A 15,627-nucleotide genomic window follows, 5' to 3' on the forward strand; every position below is an offset into this window, starting at 1 on the left:
ATGCCCCGGCCGGCGCCGCATTTGCGTCGCGCGCGACGGATTGTATAGCGTCCGGATGACGGCCCCAAGCACCCGCCGAAATGAAAACGGCCCGCCGCACCGCACGATGGCGATGCGACGGGCCGTGCAGACGACCGTCGGGCGGCGACCGCTCAGTACGTGATTTCGACGATGCTGCCGTCGAACGTCGCGCGCAACTCCGCGAGCAGCGTGTCGCTCGGTTTGACGCGCCACGCGTCGCCGAGACGCATTTCACCCTGCGCGCGCGCGTTGCTGTAGTGAACCTGGACCGCGAGCCCGTTCGGCAGCGGCGCCTGCGGGCGACGGCCGCCGTCGCGCCCGCCGCCGCGCGGCGCCGGCGCCTCGACCGCCTGCGCGGCCGCCGGATCGTCCTTCGACACGTGCGGCTCGAGCACGCGGCGCAGCGCAGCCGCATCCGCATTGCCGTTCATCGTGAGCCGCACCGCCTGCGCGTAGCGGCTGCGCGCACGCTCGAGATCCATCACCGTGTCGGCCGTGAAACGGATGCCCCCGGTGAACGCATCGTTGCGTGCCTGCCCCTGCACGATCAGCAGTTCATCTTCCTTGAACAGCGCCTTGTTCGCCTCGAACTGCTCGTTGAAGATCGTGATCTCGCACTGGCCCGAACCGTCGTCGAGCAACGCGATCAGCATCTTGCCGCGCTGGGTCATCTGCGTACGCAGCGATGCGATGATGCCCGCGACGAGCTTGTCGCGCCCTTCCTTCAGGTCGCCGACCTTCTGCCGCACGAACCGGCGCACTTCGTCGCGATACGCATCGAACAGATGGCCGGACAGGTAGAAGCCGAGCGCGCCCTTCTCTTCTTGCAGGCGACGCTTGTCGTCCCACGCGGGTTCGTCGACGAGCGCATGCGCGTGCGGCGACTCGGCCCCCATGTCGAACAGGCCGGCCTGCATCGCGTTCGCCGCGGCCTGTTCGGCCGCTTCCATCGCGAGGGGCACCGACGCGAGCATCTGCGCGCGATTCGCGTTCAGCGAATCGAATGCGCCGGCACGGATCAGCGCCTCGACCGTGCGGCGGTTGACGACACGCCGGTCGATCCGCTCGCAGAAATCGAACAGGTCGGTGAACGGCTTTTCCTCGCGCGCGCGCAGGATTTCCTCGATCGCGTTCTGGCCGCTGCCCTTCACCGCGCCGAGACCGTAGCGGATCGTGCGCGAGCGCTTGCCGTCGGCTTCCGCGACGGGCTCGAACCGGTAATGCGACTGGTTGATGTCCGGCGGCAGCACGACGAGGTTGTTCACGACGCAGTCGTCGAACAGGATCTTCACCTTGTCGGTGTCGTCCATCGCGAGCGTCATGTTGGCCGCCATGAATTCGGCCGGATGGTGCGCCTTCAGCCACGCGGTGTAATACGCGAGCAGCGCGTAGGCCGCCGCGTGCGACTTGTTGAAGCCGTAGCCCGCGAACTTCTCCATCAGGTCGAAGATCTCGTCGGACTTCTCGCGCGTGAGGCCGTTCTTCGCCGCACCCTCCGCGAAGATCTCGCGGTGCTTGACCATCTCCTCGGGCTTCTTCTTGCCCATCGCGCGACGCAACAGGTCGGCGCCGCCGAGCGAGTAGCCGCCGATGATCTGCGCCATCTGCATCACCTGCTCCTGATAGACCATGATGCCGTAGGTCTCTTTCAGGACGGGTTCGACGCGCGGATCCGGATAGTCGACCTTCTCGCGGCCGTGCTTCCGCGCGCAGAAGCTCGGGATCAGGTCCATCGGGCCCGGACGGTACAACGACACGAGCGCGATGATGTCCTCGAAGCGGTCGGGCTGCGCGTCCTTCAGCATGCCCTGCATCCCGCGGCTTTCCAGCTGGAACACGGCGACCGTGTTGGCCTTCTTCAGGATCTGGAACGATGCCGGATCGTCGAGCGGCACCTGCGCGAGCGACCAGTCGGCCTTCGACGCATCGAGACGGCGGATGTAGCGCTCGGCCCAGTCGAGGATCGTCAGCGTCGTGAGACCCAGAAAGTCGAACTTCACGAGGCCGACGGCTTCGACGTCGTCCTTGTCGTACTGGCTGACGACACCGCCGTCGTCGCCCTGCGTGTACAGCGGACAGAAGTCGGTCAGCTTGCCGGGCGCGATCAGCACGCCGCCCGCGTGCATCCCGACGTTACGCGTCAGGCCCTCGACGCGCTGCGCGAGGTCGAGCAGCTGGTGCACTTCGTCCTCGTGGTCGTAGCGCTCCTGCAGTTGCGGCTCTTCCTTCATCGCGTCGGCGATGGTCACGTGCTTGCCGGGCTTGAACGGAATCAGCTTCGCGACGCCGTCGGTGAACATGTAGCCGAGGTCGAGCACGCGGCCGATGTCGCGCACGGCCGCCTTCGCGGCCATCGTGCCGAAGGTGGCGATCTGCGACACGGCGTCCGCGCCGTATTTTTCCTTCACGTACTGGATCACGCGATCGCGGCCGTGCTGGCAGAAGTCGATGTCGAAGTCGGGCATCGACACGCGTTCCGGATTCAGGAATCGCTCGAACAGCAGGTTGTAACGCAGCGGGTCCAGATCGGTGATGCCGAGCGCGTACGCGACCAGCGAACCGGCGCCCGAGCCGCGGCCCGGGCCGACCGGCACGCCGTTGTTCTTCGCCCAGTTGATGAAGTCCGCAACGATCAGGAAGTAGCCCGGGAAGCCCATCTTCGTGATGGTCCCGCACTCGAACTCGAGCCGCTTGTAGTACGTGTCGCGCTGCGCTTCACGCTCCGCCGCATCCGGATACAGCTGCTCGAGGCGCTTCTCGAGCCCTTCCTTCGACAGCTGGACCAGGTAGTCGTCGAGCGACATGCCGTCCGGCGTCGGAAACAGCGGCAGCTTCGGCTTGCCGAGCTCGAGCTTCAGGTTGCAGCGCTTCGCGATCTCGACCGTGTTCGCGACCGCCGACGGCAAGTCGGCGAACAGCGCGGCCATCTCGTCCTGCGTGCGGAAATACTGATCGGTCGTGAAGCGCTTCTGGCGTCGCGGATTCGCGAGCATGTCGCCTTCCGAGATGCACACGCGCGCCTCGTGCGCGGTGAAGTCGTCGTCGGTCATGAACTGCGTCGGATGCGTCGCGACGACCGGCAGCTTCAGCGACGCGGCGAGCGTCGCGGCCTGCTGGATGTACGCCTCGGCGCCCGGCTGGCCGTAGCGCTGCAGTTCGATGTAGAAACCGCCCGGGAAGATCTTCGCCCAGCGCTCGGCATGCCGGCGCGCGGCTTCCTCGTTACCGGCCGCGAACGCGAGCCCGATATCGCCCTGCTGCGCACCCGACAGCGCGAGCAGCCCGTGCGAGAGCTCGCCGTCGAGCCAGCTCGCGTCGAGTTCCGCGCGGCCGCGATACTGGTTCGTGAGCCATGCCTTCGACAGCAGTTCGCACAGGTTCAGGTAGCCGACCTTGTCCTTCACCAGCAGCAGCAGGCGCGACGGTTTGTCGCGATCGTCCGGATTGGTGATCCAGACGTCGCAGCCGGCGATCGGCTTGATGCCCTTGCCGCGGGCTTCCTGGTAGAAACGGACGAGGCCGAATGCGTTGCCGAGATCGGTGAGGGCGAGCGCGCCCTGACCGTCCGCGGCCGCCGCCTTGACGATGTCGTCGAGACGCACGATGCCGTCGGCAATCGAGAATTCGGAGTGAACGCGAAGATGGACGAAGCGGGGATCTGACATGGGCGATATTGTAGCCGCGTCGTCGCGAAGGCTGCCCAAAAAATCCCCGCGCCCGGCCGTTCGGCCGATGCGCGCGACGTTGGCCGAACGGTCAGGTGCCGGCGCATGCGCAGTTTGCGGGATAATACGGGTTTTCGAATCATCGCCCCGGCTTCGCACCCTTTTTTGCGGGGCCGCCGTGCGCCCGCCGCACGGCCGCGGCCGTTTTCCCGTCGGACCATCATGACCATCGTCAACCTTGCCGCCTACCACTTCGTGTCGCTCGACGCGACCGAGCAATGGCGCCCGCTCGTCACCGCCCGCTGCAACGAACTCGGCCTGCGCGGCACGATCCTGCTCGCGCCGGAAGGCATCAACCTGTTCATCGCCGGCCCGCGCGAAGCGACCGAAGCGTTCATCGATTACATCCGCCACGATCCGCTGTTCGAAGGCAAATTCGCGACGCTGCAGTTCAAGGAGAGCCTGTCCGACTCGCAGCCGTTCCGCCGGATGCTCGTGCGCCTGAAGCGCGAGATCATCACGATGAAGAAGCCCGCGATCAAGCCGGAGCTCGGCCGCGCGCCGTCGGTCGACGCGCGCACGCTGAAGGCGTGGCTCGACCGCGGCCACGACGATGCCGGCCGCCCGGTCGTGATGCTCGACACGCGCAACGCGTTCGAAGTGGACGTCGGCACGTTCGACGACGCGCTCGACTACCGGATCGACAAGTTCAGCGAGTTCCCGGAAGTGATCGACGCGAACCGCGCCGATCTCGAGGGCAAGACGGTCGTGTCGTTCTGTACGGGCGGCATCCGCTGCGAGAAGGCGGCGATCCACATGAAGGAAATCGGCATCGAGAACGTGTACCAGCTCGAGGGCGGGATCCTGAAGTATTTCGAGGAAGTCGGCGGCGCGCACTATCACGGCGACTGCTTCGTGTTCGACTACCGCACCGCGCTGAATCCGCAACTGCAGCCGACCGAAAACGTCACGTGCTTCGCGTGCCGCGCGGTCGTCACGCCGGAAGCCCAGCAATCGCCGAGCTACGTGGCAGGCCAGTCGTGCCCGGCCTGCGCGCAGGCCGCCAGCGCCGCGTAAGCGCGCGTCGCTCCGCGCCCCGATGAACGGCTACCGCGGCCGCTTCGCGCCGTCGCCCACCGGCCCGCTGCATTTCGGCTCGCTGGTCGGTGCGCTCGCGAGCTGGCTCGACGCGCGCGCGCACGGCGGCGCATGGCTCGTGCGCATCGAGGACATCGACGGCCCGCGCACGGTGCCCGGCGCCGCCGACGACATCCTCGCGACGCTCGCGCATTTCGGCATGACGCCCGACGAGCCACCCGTGTGGCAAAGCACGCGCGAGGCCAACTATGCGGCCGCGCTCGACCGGCTCGTCGACGCAGGGCTCGTCTACCCGTGCGGCTGCACGCGCAAGGAAATCGCCGATTCGCTACGTGCCGCGCACGAGCGCCACACGACGCTCGCGTACCCGGGCACCTGCCGCACCGGCCTGCACGGCAAGCCCGCGCGCGCGTGGCGGCTGCGCGTGCCGGACGGCGACGATGCGATCGTCACGTTCGACGACCGCTGGCAGCACACGCAAGCGCAGAATCTCGCGACCGACGTCGGCGACTTCGTGCTGAAGCGCGCGGACGGCCAATGGGCGTATCAGCTCGCGGTGGTGGTCGACGATGCCGACGCGGGCATCACGCACGTCGTGCGCGGCGCCGACCTGCTCGATTCGACCGCGCGCCAGATCTACCTGCAGCGTTGTCTCGGCGTGCCGACGCCCGAATACCTGCACGTGCCCGTCGTCGTCGACGCGAACGGCGAAAAGCTCAGCAAGCAGACCGGCGCGATCGCGCTCCAGCGCGACGATCCGCTGCCGGCGCTGCGGGCCGCCGCCATGCATCTCGGCCTTGCCGCCGATGGCGATCCATCGGGCGACACGATGGATGCGTTCTACGCGACCGCGACCGATGCGTGGGCGCGTCGCTTCGGGCCACACGCCGGCTGAGCCGTTCGCGGAATCCCGGTTCGCAACGACCGCGTTCCGGCATCCGTCAGCGCTGAATCGACCCGAAACTGCACGCGCGCTGACGATGCTGCACCGAAGCCCCCCGCCCACGCGATCAGTCATCCCTCCTCCCGGCTGCCTCGTCACGAATCGTCTCGCCCAATGAAAAACGGGCACATGCTCATCGCATGCACCCGTTTCCGCGGCAGCGCTCGCGCGCTGCACCGACCGCCGGAACCGCACGCTTACGCCGACGGCTTGCGCGGCATTCCGAAGCCGCCGAGCAGCGCGGCGACCTGACGCTTCGGCCCCTTCTTCTCGGGCTGCTGCGCGGACTTCGTCTCTTCCGGCTGATTCGCCGGCGCCGACGGCTCGTACGGCTTCAGGAAGAAATCGTCGACCGGCGCCTCGTGACGACGGTGATGGCCGCCGCGCTCGGAACCGCCCGAACGACGCCCCGACGCACCGCGATGCTCGTCGCGCTCGCGGCGGCCGCCGCGTTCGCCGCCACGCTCACCGCCGCGATCGCCGCCACGCTCGTCGTGACGATGGCGCGCCGGCTTGTCGAGCGCGAGCGTCTGCACGTCGAGCGGACGCTTGATCAGCTTCTCGATATCGGCGAGCTGCTTGCGCTCGTTCGGGCTGCACAGCGACAGCGCATCGCCCGTCGCGCCTGCGCGGCCCGTGCGGCCGATCCGGTGCACGTAGTCTTCCGCGTTGAACGGCAGGTCGAAGTTGATCACGGCCGGCAGTTCGGCGATGTCGAGACCGCGCGCCGCCACGTCGGTCGCGACCAGCGCCTCGATTTCGCCGCGCTTGAACGCGTCGAGGGCCTGCATCCGCTCGATCTGCGTCTTGTCGCCGTGGATCGCCGACGCGACCACGCCGTCGCGCTCGAGATTGCGGGCCAGCCGGCTTGCGCCGATCTTGCTGTTGCAGAACACGATCACCTGCTTGAGCCCGCGATCGCGCAGCAGCTGCACGACGGCGGCCTGCTTGTCGCCTTCGGCGACGTCGTAGACGATCTGCGTGACGTTCGCGTTGGTCGAGTTGCTGCGCGCGACCTCGATCGTCTGCGGGTTGCGCAGGTAGGTCGATGCGAGCTTCTTGATTTCCGGCGAGAAGGTGGCCGAGAACAGCAGCGTCTGACGCTCCTTCGGCAGCAGGTTCAGGATGCGCTGCAGGTCCGGCAGGAAGCCCATGTCGAGCATCCGGTCGGCCTCGTCGAGCACGAGCATCTGCACCTGCCCGAGGTTTGCCGTCTTCTGCTGCACGTGGTCGAGCAGGCGGCCGGGCGTCGCGATCAGGATCTCGACGCCGCGGCGCAGCTCGGCCATCTGCGGGTTCATGTCGACGCCGCCGAACACCACCGCGCTGCGCAGCGGCGTGTGCTTCCCGTACGCGTGCACGTTCGCGGCGACCTGGTCGGCGAGCTCGCGGGTCGGCGTGAGGATCAGCGCGCGCACCGGGTGGCGCGCGGGCGATGCGCTCGTGTTGGCCTGCGGCAGCAGCCGCTGGAGGATCGGCAGCGAGAAGCTCGCGGTCTTGCCGGTGCCCGTTTGCGCGGCGCCCATGACGTCGCGGCCGGCGAGCACGACCGGAATGGCCTGCGCCTGGATCGGCGTCGGCGTCGTATAGCCCTGCTCCGCGATGGCTTTCAGGATATCGGCGGCAAGGCCGAATTGATCGAAGGTTGCGTCGGCTGGCTTGGCGACTGAATCGGACATGGTGGCGTTTCGCTCAAAAGGCGCGGCGGGGACATCGTGCGTCAGGCCGGCCGGGCCTGCGCTCATCACATTTCGGAAGTAGACGGAGCCGCGGCGCGCCGCGCGGCGCCGCTCTGGCGCTTGGGACCGGTTCATTTCGAACATCGGGCGCCACAGGCCGTGCGGACTCCGTTCGGCGCGAATGCCGGCGGAAAGGGGCGTATTGTAGCACTGCGCAGCAATCTGTCCGTGACAACGCCGCGAACGCCCTCGGTAGCGGTTCGCGGCGAGCGCCGGCAGCCCGGGCGCGGGCGGATGCGTCGAGCGACCGGGCTATCCCGATCGGCTGATGGGCAGAAATAGGGGTCGAATTCCGGGCGTGCACTTCGGAAAATCGGCAAGCGGTCGACGAGCCCGGGCGCCGCCTGCCCCGCGATCCGCTGGAGGTCGAACCCGGCAGCCCGCATCGAACGCGGCAATCGGCACGCCGGCACGGCGTATCCGATCGCGCGCGGCGCTCAGCCCTTCTTCTTTTTCTTCTTCTCGACCTGCACGCAGTCGCCCAGCAGCGGTGCCGCATTCTGGTCGGCGATCTCGTCGCGCAGCGTCCCTTCCTTGCCCTTCGTCCACCAGGTATAGCGTCCGGCCTGGTAGCGCACGCCCGACGCCGAAACGGTATCGACGAACAGCAGCTGCTGCCCGTTGACCGGCACCAGCGCGAAGCTCTGGCCGTTGCCCGCGCGCCAGTACGACACGCGCACCGGCTGCTTCTGGTTCGCGCACTGATAGAGGGCCTGCTGGCGCGAATCGGCGTCGATCTCCTCGACGGTCAGTTGCGCGGCATGCGCGGCGGAAACGGCGGTGCCGGCCAGCGCAAGCGCGGCGAAGGTTTGGCGAATCATGCAGGTCCTCTCACGAGACGGGTGGAAGCGCGCCCTCGCGGGACGCGCGGTTATCGTTGGTCATGGATTGAGCGTTCGTCGCTCAGGGATCGATGACGTCGGCGCACGCGTCGGTCGGCGCGGCCGCGACATGGCCGACGACCGGCACGATCTTCAGCCCGGCCGATGCGACCCGGCACGGCGCGGCCGCGAGGCCGCACCCCGCGAGGCTCGCGACCAGCGCCAGCGCGGCGCCCACCTTGCCGATACGGCCGATCCGCCGCCATGTCGACGCCATCGCGTGCTCCCGATCCGGTCAGCGCGCCGACACGGGCCGCACGGCCGCCGCGGCGCGCTTCGCGCGTTCGCGGGCTTCGTCGACGGTCGCGCCGGTCGCGACGGCGACGCCCATGCGCCGCTTCACGAAGCTTTCCGGTTTGCCGAACAGGCGCAGGTCGGCGCCCGGCACGGCCAGCGCGTCGCGCACGCCCTCGAACGCGATGCCGCGCTCGTCGAGCCCGCCGTAAATCACCGCCGACGCGGCCGGCGAGCCGAGCGTCGGATCGACCGGCAGCCCGAGAATCGCGCGCGCGTGCAGTTCGAACTCCGACTGACGCTGCGACGCGAGCGTCACGAGACCGGTGTCGTGCGGCCGCGGGCTCACCTCGGAGAACCAGACGTCGTCCCCGCGCACGAACAGCTCGACGCCGAACAGCCCGCGCCCGCCGAGCGCCTCGGTCACCTTGTGCGCGATCTCGCGCGACTTCTCCAGTGCGACGGCGCTCATCGGCTGCGGCTGCCACGATTCGACGTAATCGCCCGCCACCTGCACGTGCCCGACCGGCTCGCAGAAGTAGGTGCGCGTCTCGAGCGTCGCCGGATCGATCGCGCGCACGGTCAGCTGCGTGATCTCGTAGTCGAAATCGATGAAGCCCTCGACGATCACGCGGCCGTGGTTCACGCGGCCGCCCGCCATCGCGTAATCCCAGGCGGGCTTCACGTCGGCCTCGGTCCGCACGACCGACTGCCCCTTGCCCGACGACGACATCACCGGCTTCACGACGCACGGCATGCCGATCTTCGCGACGGCCGCGCTGAACGCGTCGAACGACTCGGCAAACACATACGGCGAAGTCGCCAGGCCGAGCTCCTCGGCCGCGAGGCGGCGGATGCCTTCGCGGTTCATCGTGAGCTGCGTCGCGCGCGCGGTCGGGATCACCTCGGCCAGGCCGGCCGCCTCGATCGCCGCGAGGGCATCGGTCGCGATCGCCTCGATCTCCGGCACGATCAGGTGCGGGCGCTCTGCCTCGACGACCGCGCGCAGCGCGGCGGCGTCGGTCATGTCGATCACGTGCGCGCGATGCGCGACCTGGTGGCCCGGCGCGTCCGGATAGCGGTCGACCGCGACGACTTCGACGCCGAGACGCTGCAACGCGATGATGACTTCCTTGCCGAGTTCGCCCGCGCCGAGCAGCATGACGCGCGTGGCCGAGGGTGAAAGCGGCGTACCGAGCCGCTGACCGATCTGCATGTGATTTCCCGCTGGTTCTGTTGGAGGACGAAAACGGCTCCGATGTTAACACGCGCACCCGTGCCGGTCCGGGCGGTTTCGTCGCGTCGCGCGTCGCCGCGTGAAGCCCGCCGGCGGCTTGCGAACGTTTTCACGCGCGAAGTGTCGGCTCGCCTCGCGCGGGGCGGGTGCGTTACTCTTACGCCTTGATCAGAATCCGATGAGGAACGAGGCTCATGTCCCACCTGTCCGCCGCCGCACGCGCACGCACCGGCCTGCTTCGCCCGCTGCGCGCGCCGCTCTGCGCGTTGACGCTTGCCACGCTTCTCGCCGCCTGCGCGATGCCGACCCACCCCGATTCCGCCGCCCCCGCACCCGACCCGTACAACCCCGCCGCCGTCCAGCTGCTCGACGACACGAGCTGGGAGCTCACGAGCTGGGTGAACGCCGACGGCACGCCGCGCACGATTCCGCACGGCGACAACGGCGAGCCGATCAAGCTCGCGCTGTCCACCGAATCGGGCGTCCGGCGCGCCAGCGGCTTTTCCGGCTGCAACCGCTACATGGGCACCTACGCGCTCAAGAACGGTCTGCTGAGCTTCGGGCCGCTGGCCGGCACGCGCATGGCATGCCCGAACGCACTCGGCGGCCAGCTCGAACACGCGTACCTCGATGCGCTCGCGCACATCGAGAAGACCGGCGTGCAGATGCGCGAGCCGCAGCAATTGCAGATCGTGACCGAAGCCGGCGCGACGCTGACCTTCACGCGCCGGAGCCCCTGATGCAGCGCGCGGGCGAAGGCCGACCGGCCGCCTTCGCCACGCGCGAATCCCGGACGCACGCGTCCCGCGGCCTGGAAGCGCGTCGACGCCTTCATGCCGCCTTAGAGTCCTGTTCGCCGGCCGGTTAAACTCGGCGGGTCGCGCACCGCGCTCCCCGCCCTCTTCCTGTTTCATCAAAGCATGCACACGGTTGTCTTCGGCTGGTTCGGCATCTCCGCCGTCTGGTTCCTCCTTCTCATCTGGCGTCTCGTTCAGGCGATGCTGCCCGGCGGCGGCGGACTCGCCGGCCGCGGCTCGATTCGCCTGTGGCTCGGTTTCGCGGCCGTGTTCGTCGCGAGCTGCGCGCTGACGAGCCCGCTGTCGGGCCCCGACACGAATGCGCTCGGCCACGCGCTCTCGAACGGCTTCGCGCATGTGCTCGGCCCGATCGGTACGCCGGTCGCGATGGTCGTGCTGTTCTTCGCCGGCCTGCCGTGGCTGACCGGCATCGGCTGGCGGCAGTTCGCCGCGTGGGTCGACACGTCGTTCGGCGTCAAGCTCGCGCGCGACGTCGACGACGACGACGTGCGCGGCGTCGCCGACCTGCCGCGCAGCGCGCTGCATCGCGACGACGACATCGTGCAGCCGACCACCGCGCATACCGTCAACTCGATGGCGCCGCGGCAGAACGGCCGCTATTCGCGCCCGACGTTGTGGAAACCCGATCCGCAGGCCCGGCCGAAGCCGCGCGGCAACGCAGCGCCGCGTCCGCTCGCGGAGCCCGTTGCGTCGTCGGGCTGGCTGAAGCCGACGTCGGCCCATCGCATGCCCCCGCCGCCCGCAGCGGGAACGACGAGCGCCATGCCGCCGCCGACGACCGGCAGCACCGCCAGCCTCGCGCGAGCCGCAGCGAATGCACAGGTGCCGCGCCCGAACCCGGCCCCGCTTCCGGCCGGGTTCGAGCCCGTTCGGCCGCAACCGACCACCGCGCGCGCGCCCGCAGCCGCAATGAAGCAGCCGGCCGCGCCGCGTGCCGCGGTCACGCCGCGCTCGGCCGGCGTGACGCCGCCGCGTACGCCCGCGCGCCCAGCGGCGGGCGCCGCCGGCCAGTCGCCGGACGCCGCACGGCGCCGCCCCGCGCCAGCGGTCCCCGCGCGCGCGCCGCTCTACGCATGGGTGCAGCAGCCCGCGGAGCCGATCACGCCGGCGCCGAGCGTTCACGACACGCTGCGCTCGATCGAGGCCAGCACCGCGCAATGGGCGACGCTCGACGACGTGCGGGCGCCCGATGCGGCGCCGGCGACGGCCGCCGCGGTTGCGGCGGCAGCGAGCGTCGCGGCGTCGGCGTCGGCATCGACGGCCGTACCCGCCGGGGTCGTTGCGGGCGCGCTTCAGGCCGCGCCCCGCGACGCAGACGTTCCGGACACGCACGAAGCCACGCCGGCATACGACGACGCACCGATCGTGCTGGATGCATTCATGCCGGCCGAGCCGAGCACGCGCATGCCCGTTGTCGATGTTGGCTCGAGCATTCCGACCGTCGGCGAAACTGCACGGCATGCCACACCGGATCGCGGCGTCGAGACCGATGCACCGACGCGTCATGCGGAAGGCGAGCATCGGCATGACGCCAATGCTCCCGCCGCGCCGGCATTCGATTCACCGATCGACTTCGCACCGTGGGAAGACATCGTCAGCCCGCCGGTTTCCGGACTCGACGCATCGCATGAAAGCCCGATTGCCGCGCCGCTGTCCGATGCGGATGAGTCTGGGACGACGAGCGAGGCTGTCAATTCGCATGCGGTCAGCGTCACTTCGACGGCAAGCGGCATGGGCCGCACCGCCGACGCGAAGGATGCGGCAACGGCCGCAGGGACGATCGGTCAGGTCCAGTCGCAATCCACACCGCCGGCCGATACCACCGTATCGGTCGATACAAAACAGGACACGCACGCGGCTCAGAACGTCGTGAAACCTGTCCAGCAGGTCGCGCCGACCACTCCCCTTCCCGCTTCGTCGATCGCGGCAACGCCGACGTCGCCGCTTGCCGATGCCATGCCCGTCGCGGCAGCGACGCCGGCGGCCCCGGACACGTCGACCACCGCACCGGCCGGCGCCGTGACGGGAACGGCCTGGCATGCGGCAGCAAAGCACGCCGGAGAAACCGCACCGTCGGCTGCCGGCACGCAATCCGCCATGCCACCTGCGTCGGGGGCATCGATCTCCGCGATGGCGGAACCTGCGTCTGCGTCGTGGTCGAAGCCGTTGTCCGCGGAAACCTCCTCTGGTGCGCTGACGATTCCGGCAACTTCCGCGTCGTCGCGCGTCGGGACCACGCCGGGCTCTGCTGCCCCGGCACCCGCGCCGACGAACACGTCGAACAGCACGCCGGCCGCCGCGACGCATTCGTTCTCCGGCATGACGGGCACGACCTCCTGGTCGCCGTCACAACCCTCCGCATCGGCGGCGCCCGTTGTATCGGCCGAGCCGTCCGCGACGATGGGCGCCACGGGGACCGCACACGGTTCCAGCGGTCACGTGCCGGCTGCGGCATCGGCCGCGGTCACGCCGACGCCCGCACCGATGGCACCCGCCCAAACGCCTTCGACCGGTGCCGCCGTCCTGCCCGCCGCGCAGCCGTCCGCACCCGTGGCGATGTCTGCCCCGACGGTTGCGACCGGAGCCCCCGGTGTAACCGCGCCAGGTGTGGCGGCGATGTCTGCCCCGACGCCCGCAATGAGTGCTTCCGGTCCGGCCACAGTGCAGCCGGCCGCGTCCGCATCCGCATCGACCGGCACGTCCTTCACCGCAACCGGATCGTATTCGGCGCAAAGCACGCAGGTGTCGCCTGCCGTCGCGTCTGGCGCCCCGTCCGGCAGCGCATTTACCGCAACGTCGACCGCATCGGCCACGCCTTCGGCAGCACCGGCGAACCGCACGCCTGACGCTTGGTCGACCGGCACGCAGGCCACACCGCCCGCAGCAGCGCAGGCAGCACCCGGCATCGCGCCTGCCGCCACCGCTGCGGTCACCCCGGCGCCGTCTTCCGGCGCGCTCGCCCCGACGAGCACGATCGTTGCCGCTGCACCCGCCGCGTTCGGCGGCGTGCCTGCAGCGACGGGTGGCACGCCGGCCTCCTTCGCCACGACCGCCCCCGCGACGGCATCGGCCGCGCCCCCGACCTCCGCGACCGCGTCTGTGTCGGCAATGCCGACCTTCTCCACACCGGGCGGATCCATCGACACGGCGACACCTGCACAACCCATCGCGTCCACACCGGCGCCGCAGGCCCAGTCGTTCACCACCCCGCCGGCCCCCGCTGCTGCATCGGCGAGCTGGTCCATCATGCCCGGCACCGGCGCAATGCCCGCGGCAACCGGCATCGCCATCCCGGCCGTCACGACTGCACCGCCGCCGGACACGACGCTGTCCGAGGCCCCCGTGCCGCCGGCACCGGCGGAATCGAGCGCCCCGGCCCCGGATGCATCGGCCGAACCCGCGCGCCAGCCGCGCCCGAACGCGTTCGAATTCCACGCACCCGCGTCGTTCAACGTCGAACTGCCGACGCTCGACCTGCTCGAGCCCGCCTCCGACGATATCGAAACGATCACCGAGGAACACCTCGCGCAGACCGCCCAGGTCATCGAGCAGCGCCTGCAGGAGTTCAAGGTGCCGGTGACCGTGGTCGGCGCATCGGCGGGTCCGGTGATCACGCGCTTCGAGATCGAACCCGCGCTCGGCGTGCGCGGCAGCCAGATCGTCGGCCTGATGAAGGACCTGTCGCGCGGCCTCGGCCTCACGTCGATCCGCGTCGTCGAGACGATTCCCGGCAAGACCTGCATGGGCCTCGAGCTGCCGAACGCGAAACGCCAGATGATCCGTCTGTCGGAAATCCTCGAATCGCGCCAGTACCAGCATTCGGCGTCGCAGCTGACGATCGCGATGGGCAAGGACATTACCGGCCACCCGGTCGTCACCGATCTCGCGAAGGCGCCGCACATGCTGGTCGCCGGCACGACGGGTTCGGGCAAGTCGGTCGCGATCAACGCGATGATCCTGTCGCTGCTGTACAAGGCGACGCCCGAGGACGTGCGGCTCATCATGATCGACCCGAAGATGCTCGAGCTGTCGGTCTACGAAGGCATCCCGCACCTGCTGGCGCCGGTCGTCACCGACATGAAGCTCGCGGCGAATGCGCTGAACTGGTGCGTCGGCGAAATGGAGAAGCGCTACCGCCTGATGTCGGCCGTCGGCGTGCGCAACCTCGCGGGCTTCAACCAGAAGATCCGCGACGCTGAAGCGAAGGAAAAGAAGATCGGCAACCCGTTCTCGCTGACGCCCGACGATCCCGAGCCGCTGTCGAAGCTGCCGCTGATCGTCGTCGTGATCGACGAGCTGGCCGACCTGATGATGGTCGCCGGCAAGAAGATCGAGGAGCTGATTGCCCGTCTCGCGCAGAAGGCGCGCGCGGCCGGCATCCACCTGATCCTCGCGACGCAGCGCCCGTCGGTCGACGTGATCACCGGCCTCATCAAGGCGAACATCCCGACGCGCGTCGCGTTCCAGGTGTCGTCGAAGATCGACTCGCGCACGATCCTCGATCAGATGGGCGCCGAATCGCTGCTCGGCCAGGGCGACATGCTGTTCCTGCCGCCGGGCACGGGCTACCCGCAGCGCGTGCACGGCGCGTTCGTCGCGGACGAGGAAGTGCACCGGATCGTCGAATACCTGAAGCAGTTCGGCGAGCCGCAGTACGAGGAAGGGATTCTCGACGGCCCGGCCGCCGACGGCGCGACGCAGGACCTGTTCGGCGACGCGCCGGATGCGGAAGCCGATCCGCTGTACGACGAAGCGGTCGCGTTCGTCGTGCGCACGCGGCGCGCGTCGATCTCGTCGGTGCAGCGCCAGTTGCGCATCGGCTACAACCGCGCCGCGCGCCTCGTCGAGCAGATGGAAGCAGCCGGGCTCGTGTCGCCGATGGGGATCAACGGCAGCCGCGAGGTGCTCGTGCCGGCCGCGGCCGACTGAGCACGGCGGCCGCGCGGCCGACGACGACCGATACGGGCGCCCCGCGCAAGCGGCCGCCCGAA

At 69.4% G+C, this 15,627-nt stretch carries 9 protein-coding genes; 4 read left to right on the forward strand and 5 right to left on the reverse strand.

From position 1 onward, the window contains the following. Nucleotides 1-152 precede the first annotated feature (152 nt). Complete coding sequence (gene dnaE, locus WS46_RS04415; RefSeq protein WP_059689413.1) at nt 153-3,686, reverse strand: DNA polymerase III subunit alpha; 3,534 nt, start codon at nt 3,684-3,686, stop codon at nt 153-155. 222 nt (nt 3,687-3,908) lie between these two features. On the opposite strand from dnaE, the gene WS46_RS04420 reads away from it, so the two are divergent. After that, a complete protein-coding gene (locus WS46_RS04420) occupies nt 3,909-4,763 on the forward strand; it encodes a sulfurtransferase (protein ID WP_059689414.1) in 855 nt (284 codons plus the stop codon). Nucleotides 4,764-4,785: 22 nt separating this feature from the next. Then, nucleotides 4,786-5,679 carry a tRNA glutamyl-Q(34) synthetase GluQRS gene (gene gluQRS, locus WS46_RS04425; protein ID WP_059689415.1) on the forward strand — a complete coding sequence of 298 codons (894 nt, stop codon included), beginning with the start codon at nt 4,786-4,788 and terminating at the stop codon, nt 5,677-5,679. 245 nt (nt 5,680-5,924) lie between these two features. On the opposite strand, the gene WS46_RS04430 is transcribed toward gluQRS, so the two are convergent. The 4 genes from WS46_RS04430 to purT all read right to left on the reverse strand — a co-directional run bounded on the left by WS46_RS04430 (nt 5,925) and on the right by purT (nt 9,797). Beyond that, nucleotides 5,925-7,472, reverse strand: coding sequence for a DEAD/DEAH box helicase (locus tag WS46_RS04430; protein ID WP_059528283.1), 1,548 nt, complete (start codon nt 7,470-7,472; stop codon nt 5,925-5,927). Nucleotides 7,473-7,903: 431 nt separating this feature from the next. After that, on the reverse strand, nt 7,904-8,287 hold the full coding sequence (locus WS46_RS04435) for an MliC family protein (protein WP_059689416.1): 384 nt from the start codon (nt 8,285-8,287) through the stop codon (nt 7,904-7,906). A gap of 82 nt (nt 8,288-8,369) precedes the next feature. After that, complete coding sequence (locus WS46_RS04440) at nt 8,370-8,564, reverse strand: DUF6726 family protein (RefSeq protein ID WP_059527306.1); 195 nt, start codon at nt 8,562-8,564, stop codon at nt 8,370-8,372. Between the two features lie 18 nt (nt 8,565-8,582). Continuing rightward, nucleotides 8,583-9,797 (reverse strand): formate-dependent phosphoribosylglycinamide formyltransferase, encoded by a 1,215-nt coding sequence (gene purT / locus WS46_RS04445; RefSeq protein ID WP_059689417.1) that lies wholly within the window; start codon nt 9,795-9,797, stop codon nt 8,583-8,585. Between the two features lie 215 nt (nt 9,798-10,012). Between purT and WS46_RS04450 the strand changes: the two genes are divergently transcribed. Both WS46_RS04450 and WS46_RS04455 read left to right on the forward strand, forming a co-directional pair. After that, on the forward strand, nt 10,013-10,558 hold the full coding sequence (locus tag WS46_RS04450) for an META domain-containing protein (protein ID WP_059527312.1): 546 nt from the start codon (nt 10,013-10,015) through the stop codon (nt 10,556-10,558). A 180-nt stretch (nt 10,559-10,738) separates the two neighbouring features. Continuing rightward, nucleotides 10,739-15,565, forward strand: a complete 4,827-nt coding sequence (locus tag WS46_RS04455) for a DNA translocase FtsK (RefSeq protein WP_059689418.1) — start codon at nt 10,739-10,741, stop codon at nt 15,563-15,565. Nucleotides 15,566-15,627 lie beyond the last annotated feature (62 nt).

Source organism: Burkholderia sp. RF4-BP95 (genome assembly GCF_001521985.1).
In the GTDB taxonomy this organism is placed as follows: Bacteria; Pseudomonadota; Gammaproteobacteria; order Burkholderiales; family Burkholderiaceae; genus Burkholderia; species Burkholderia diffusa.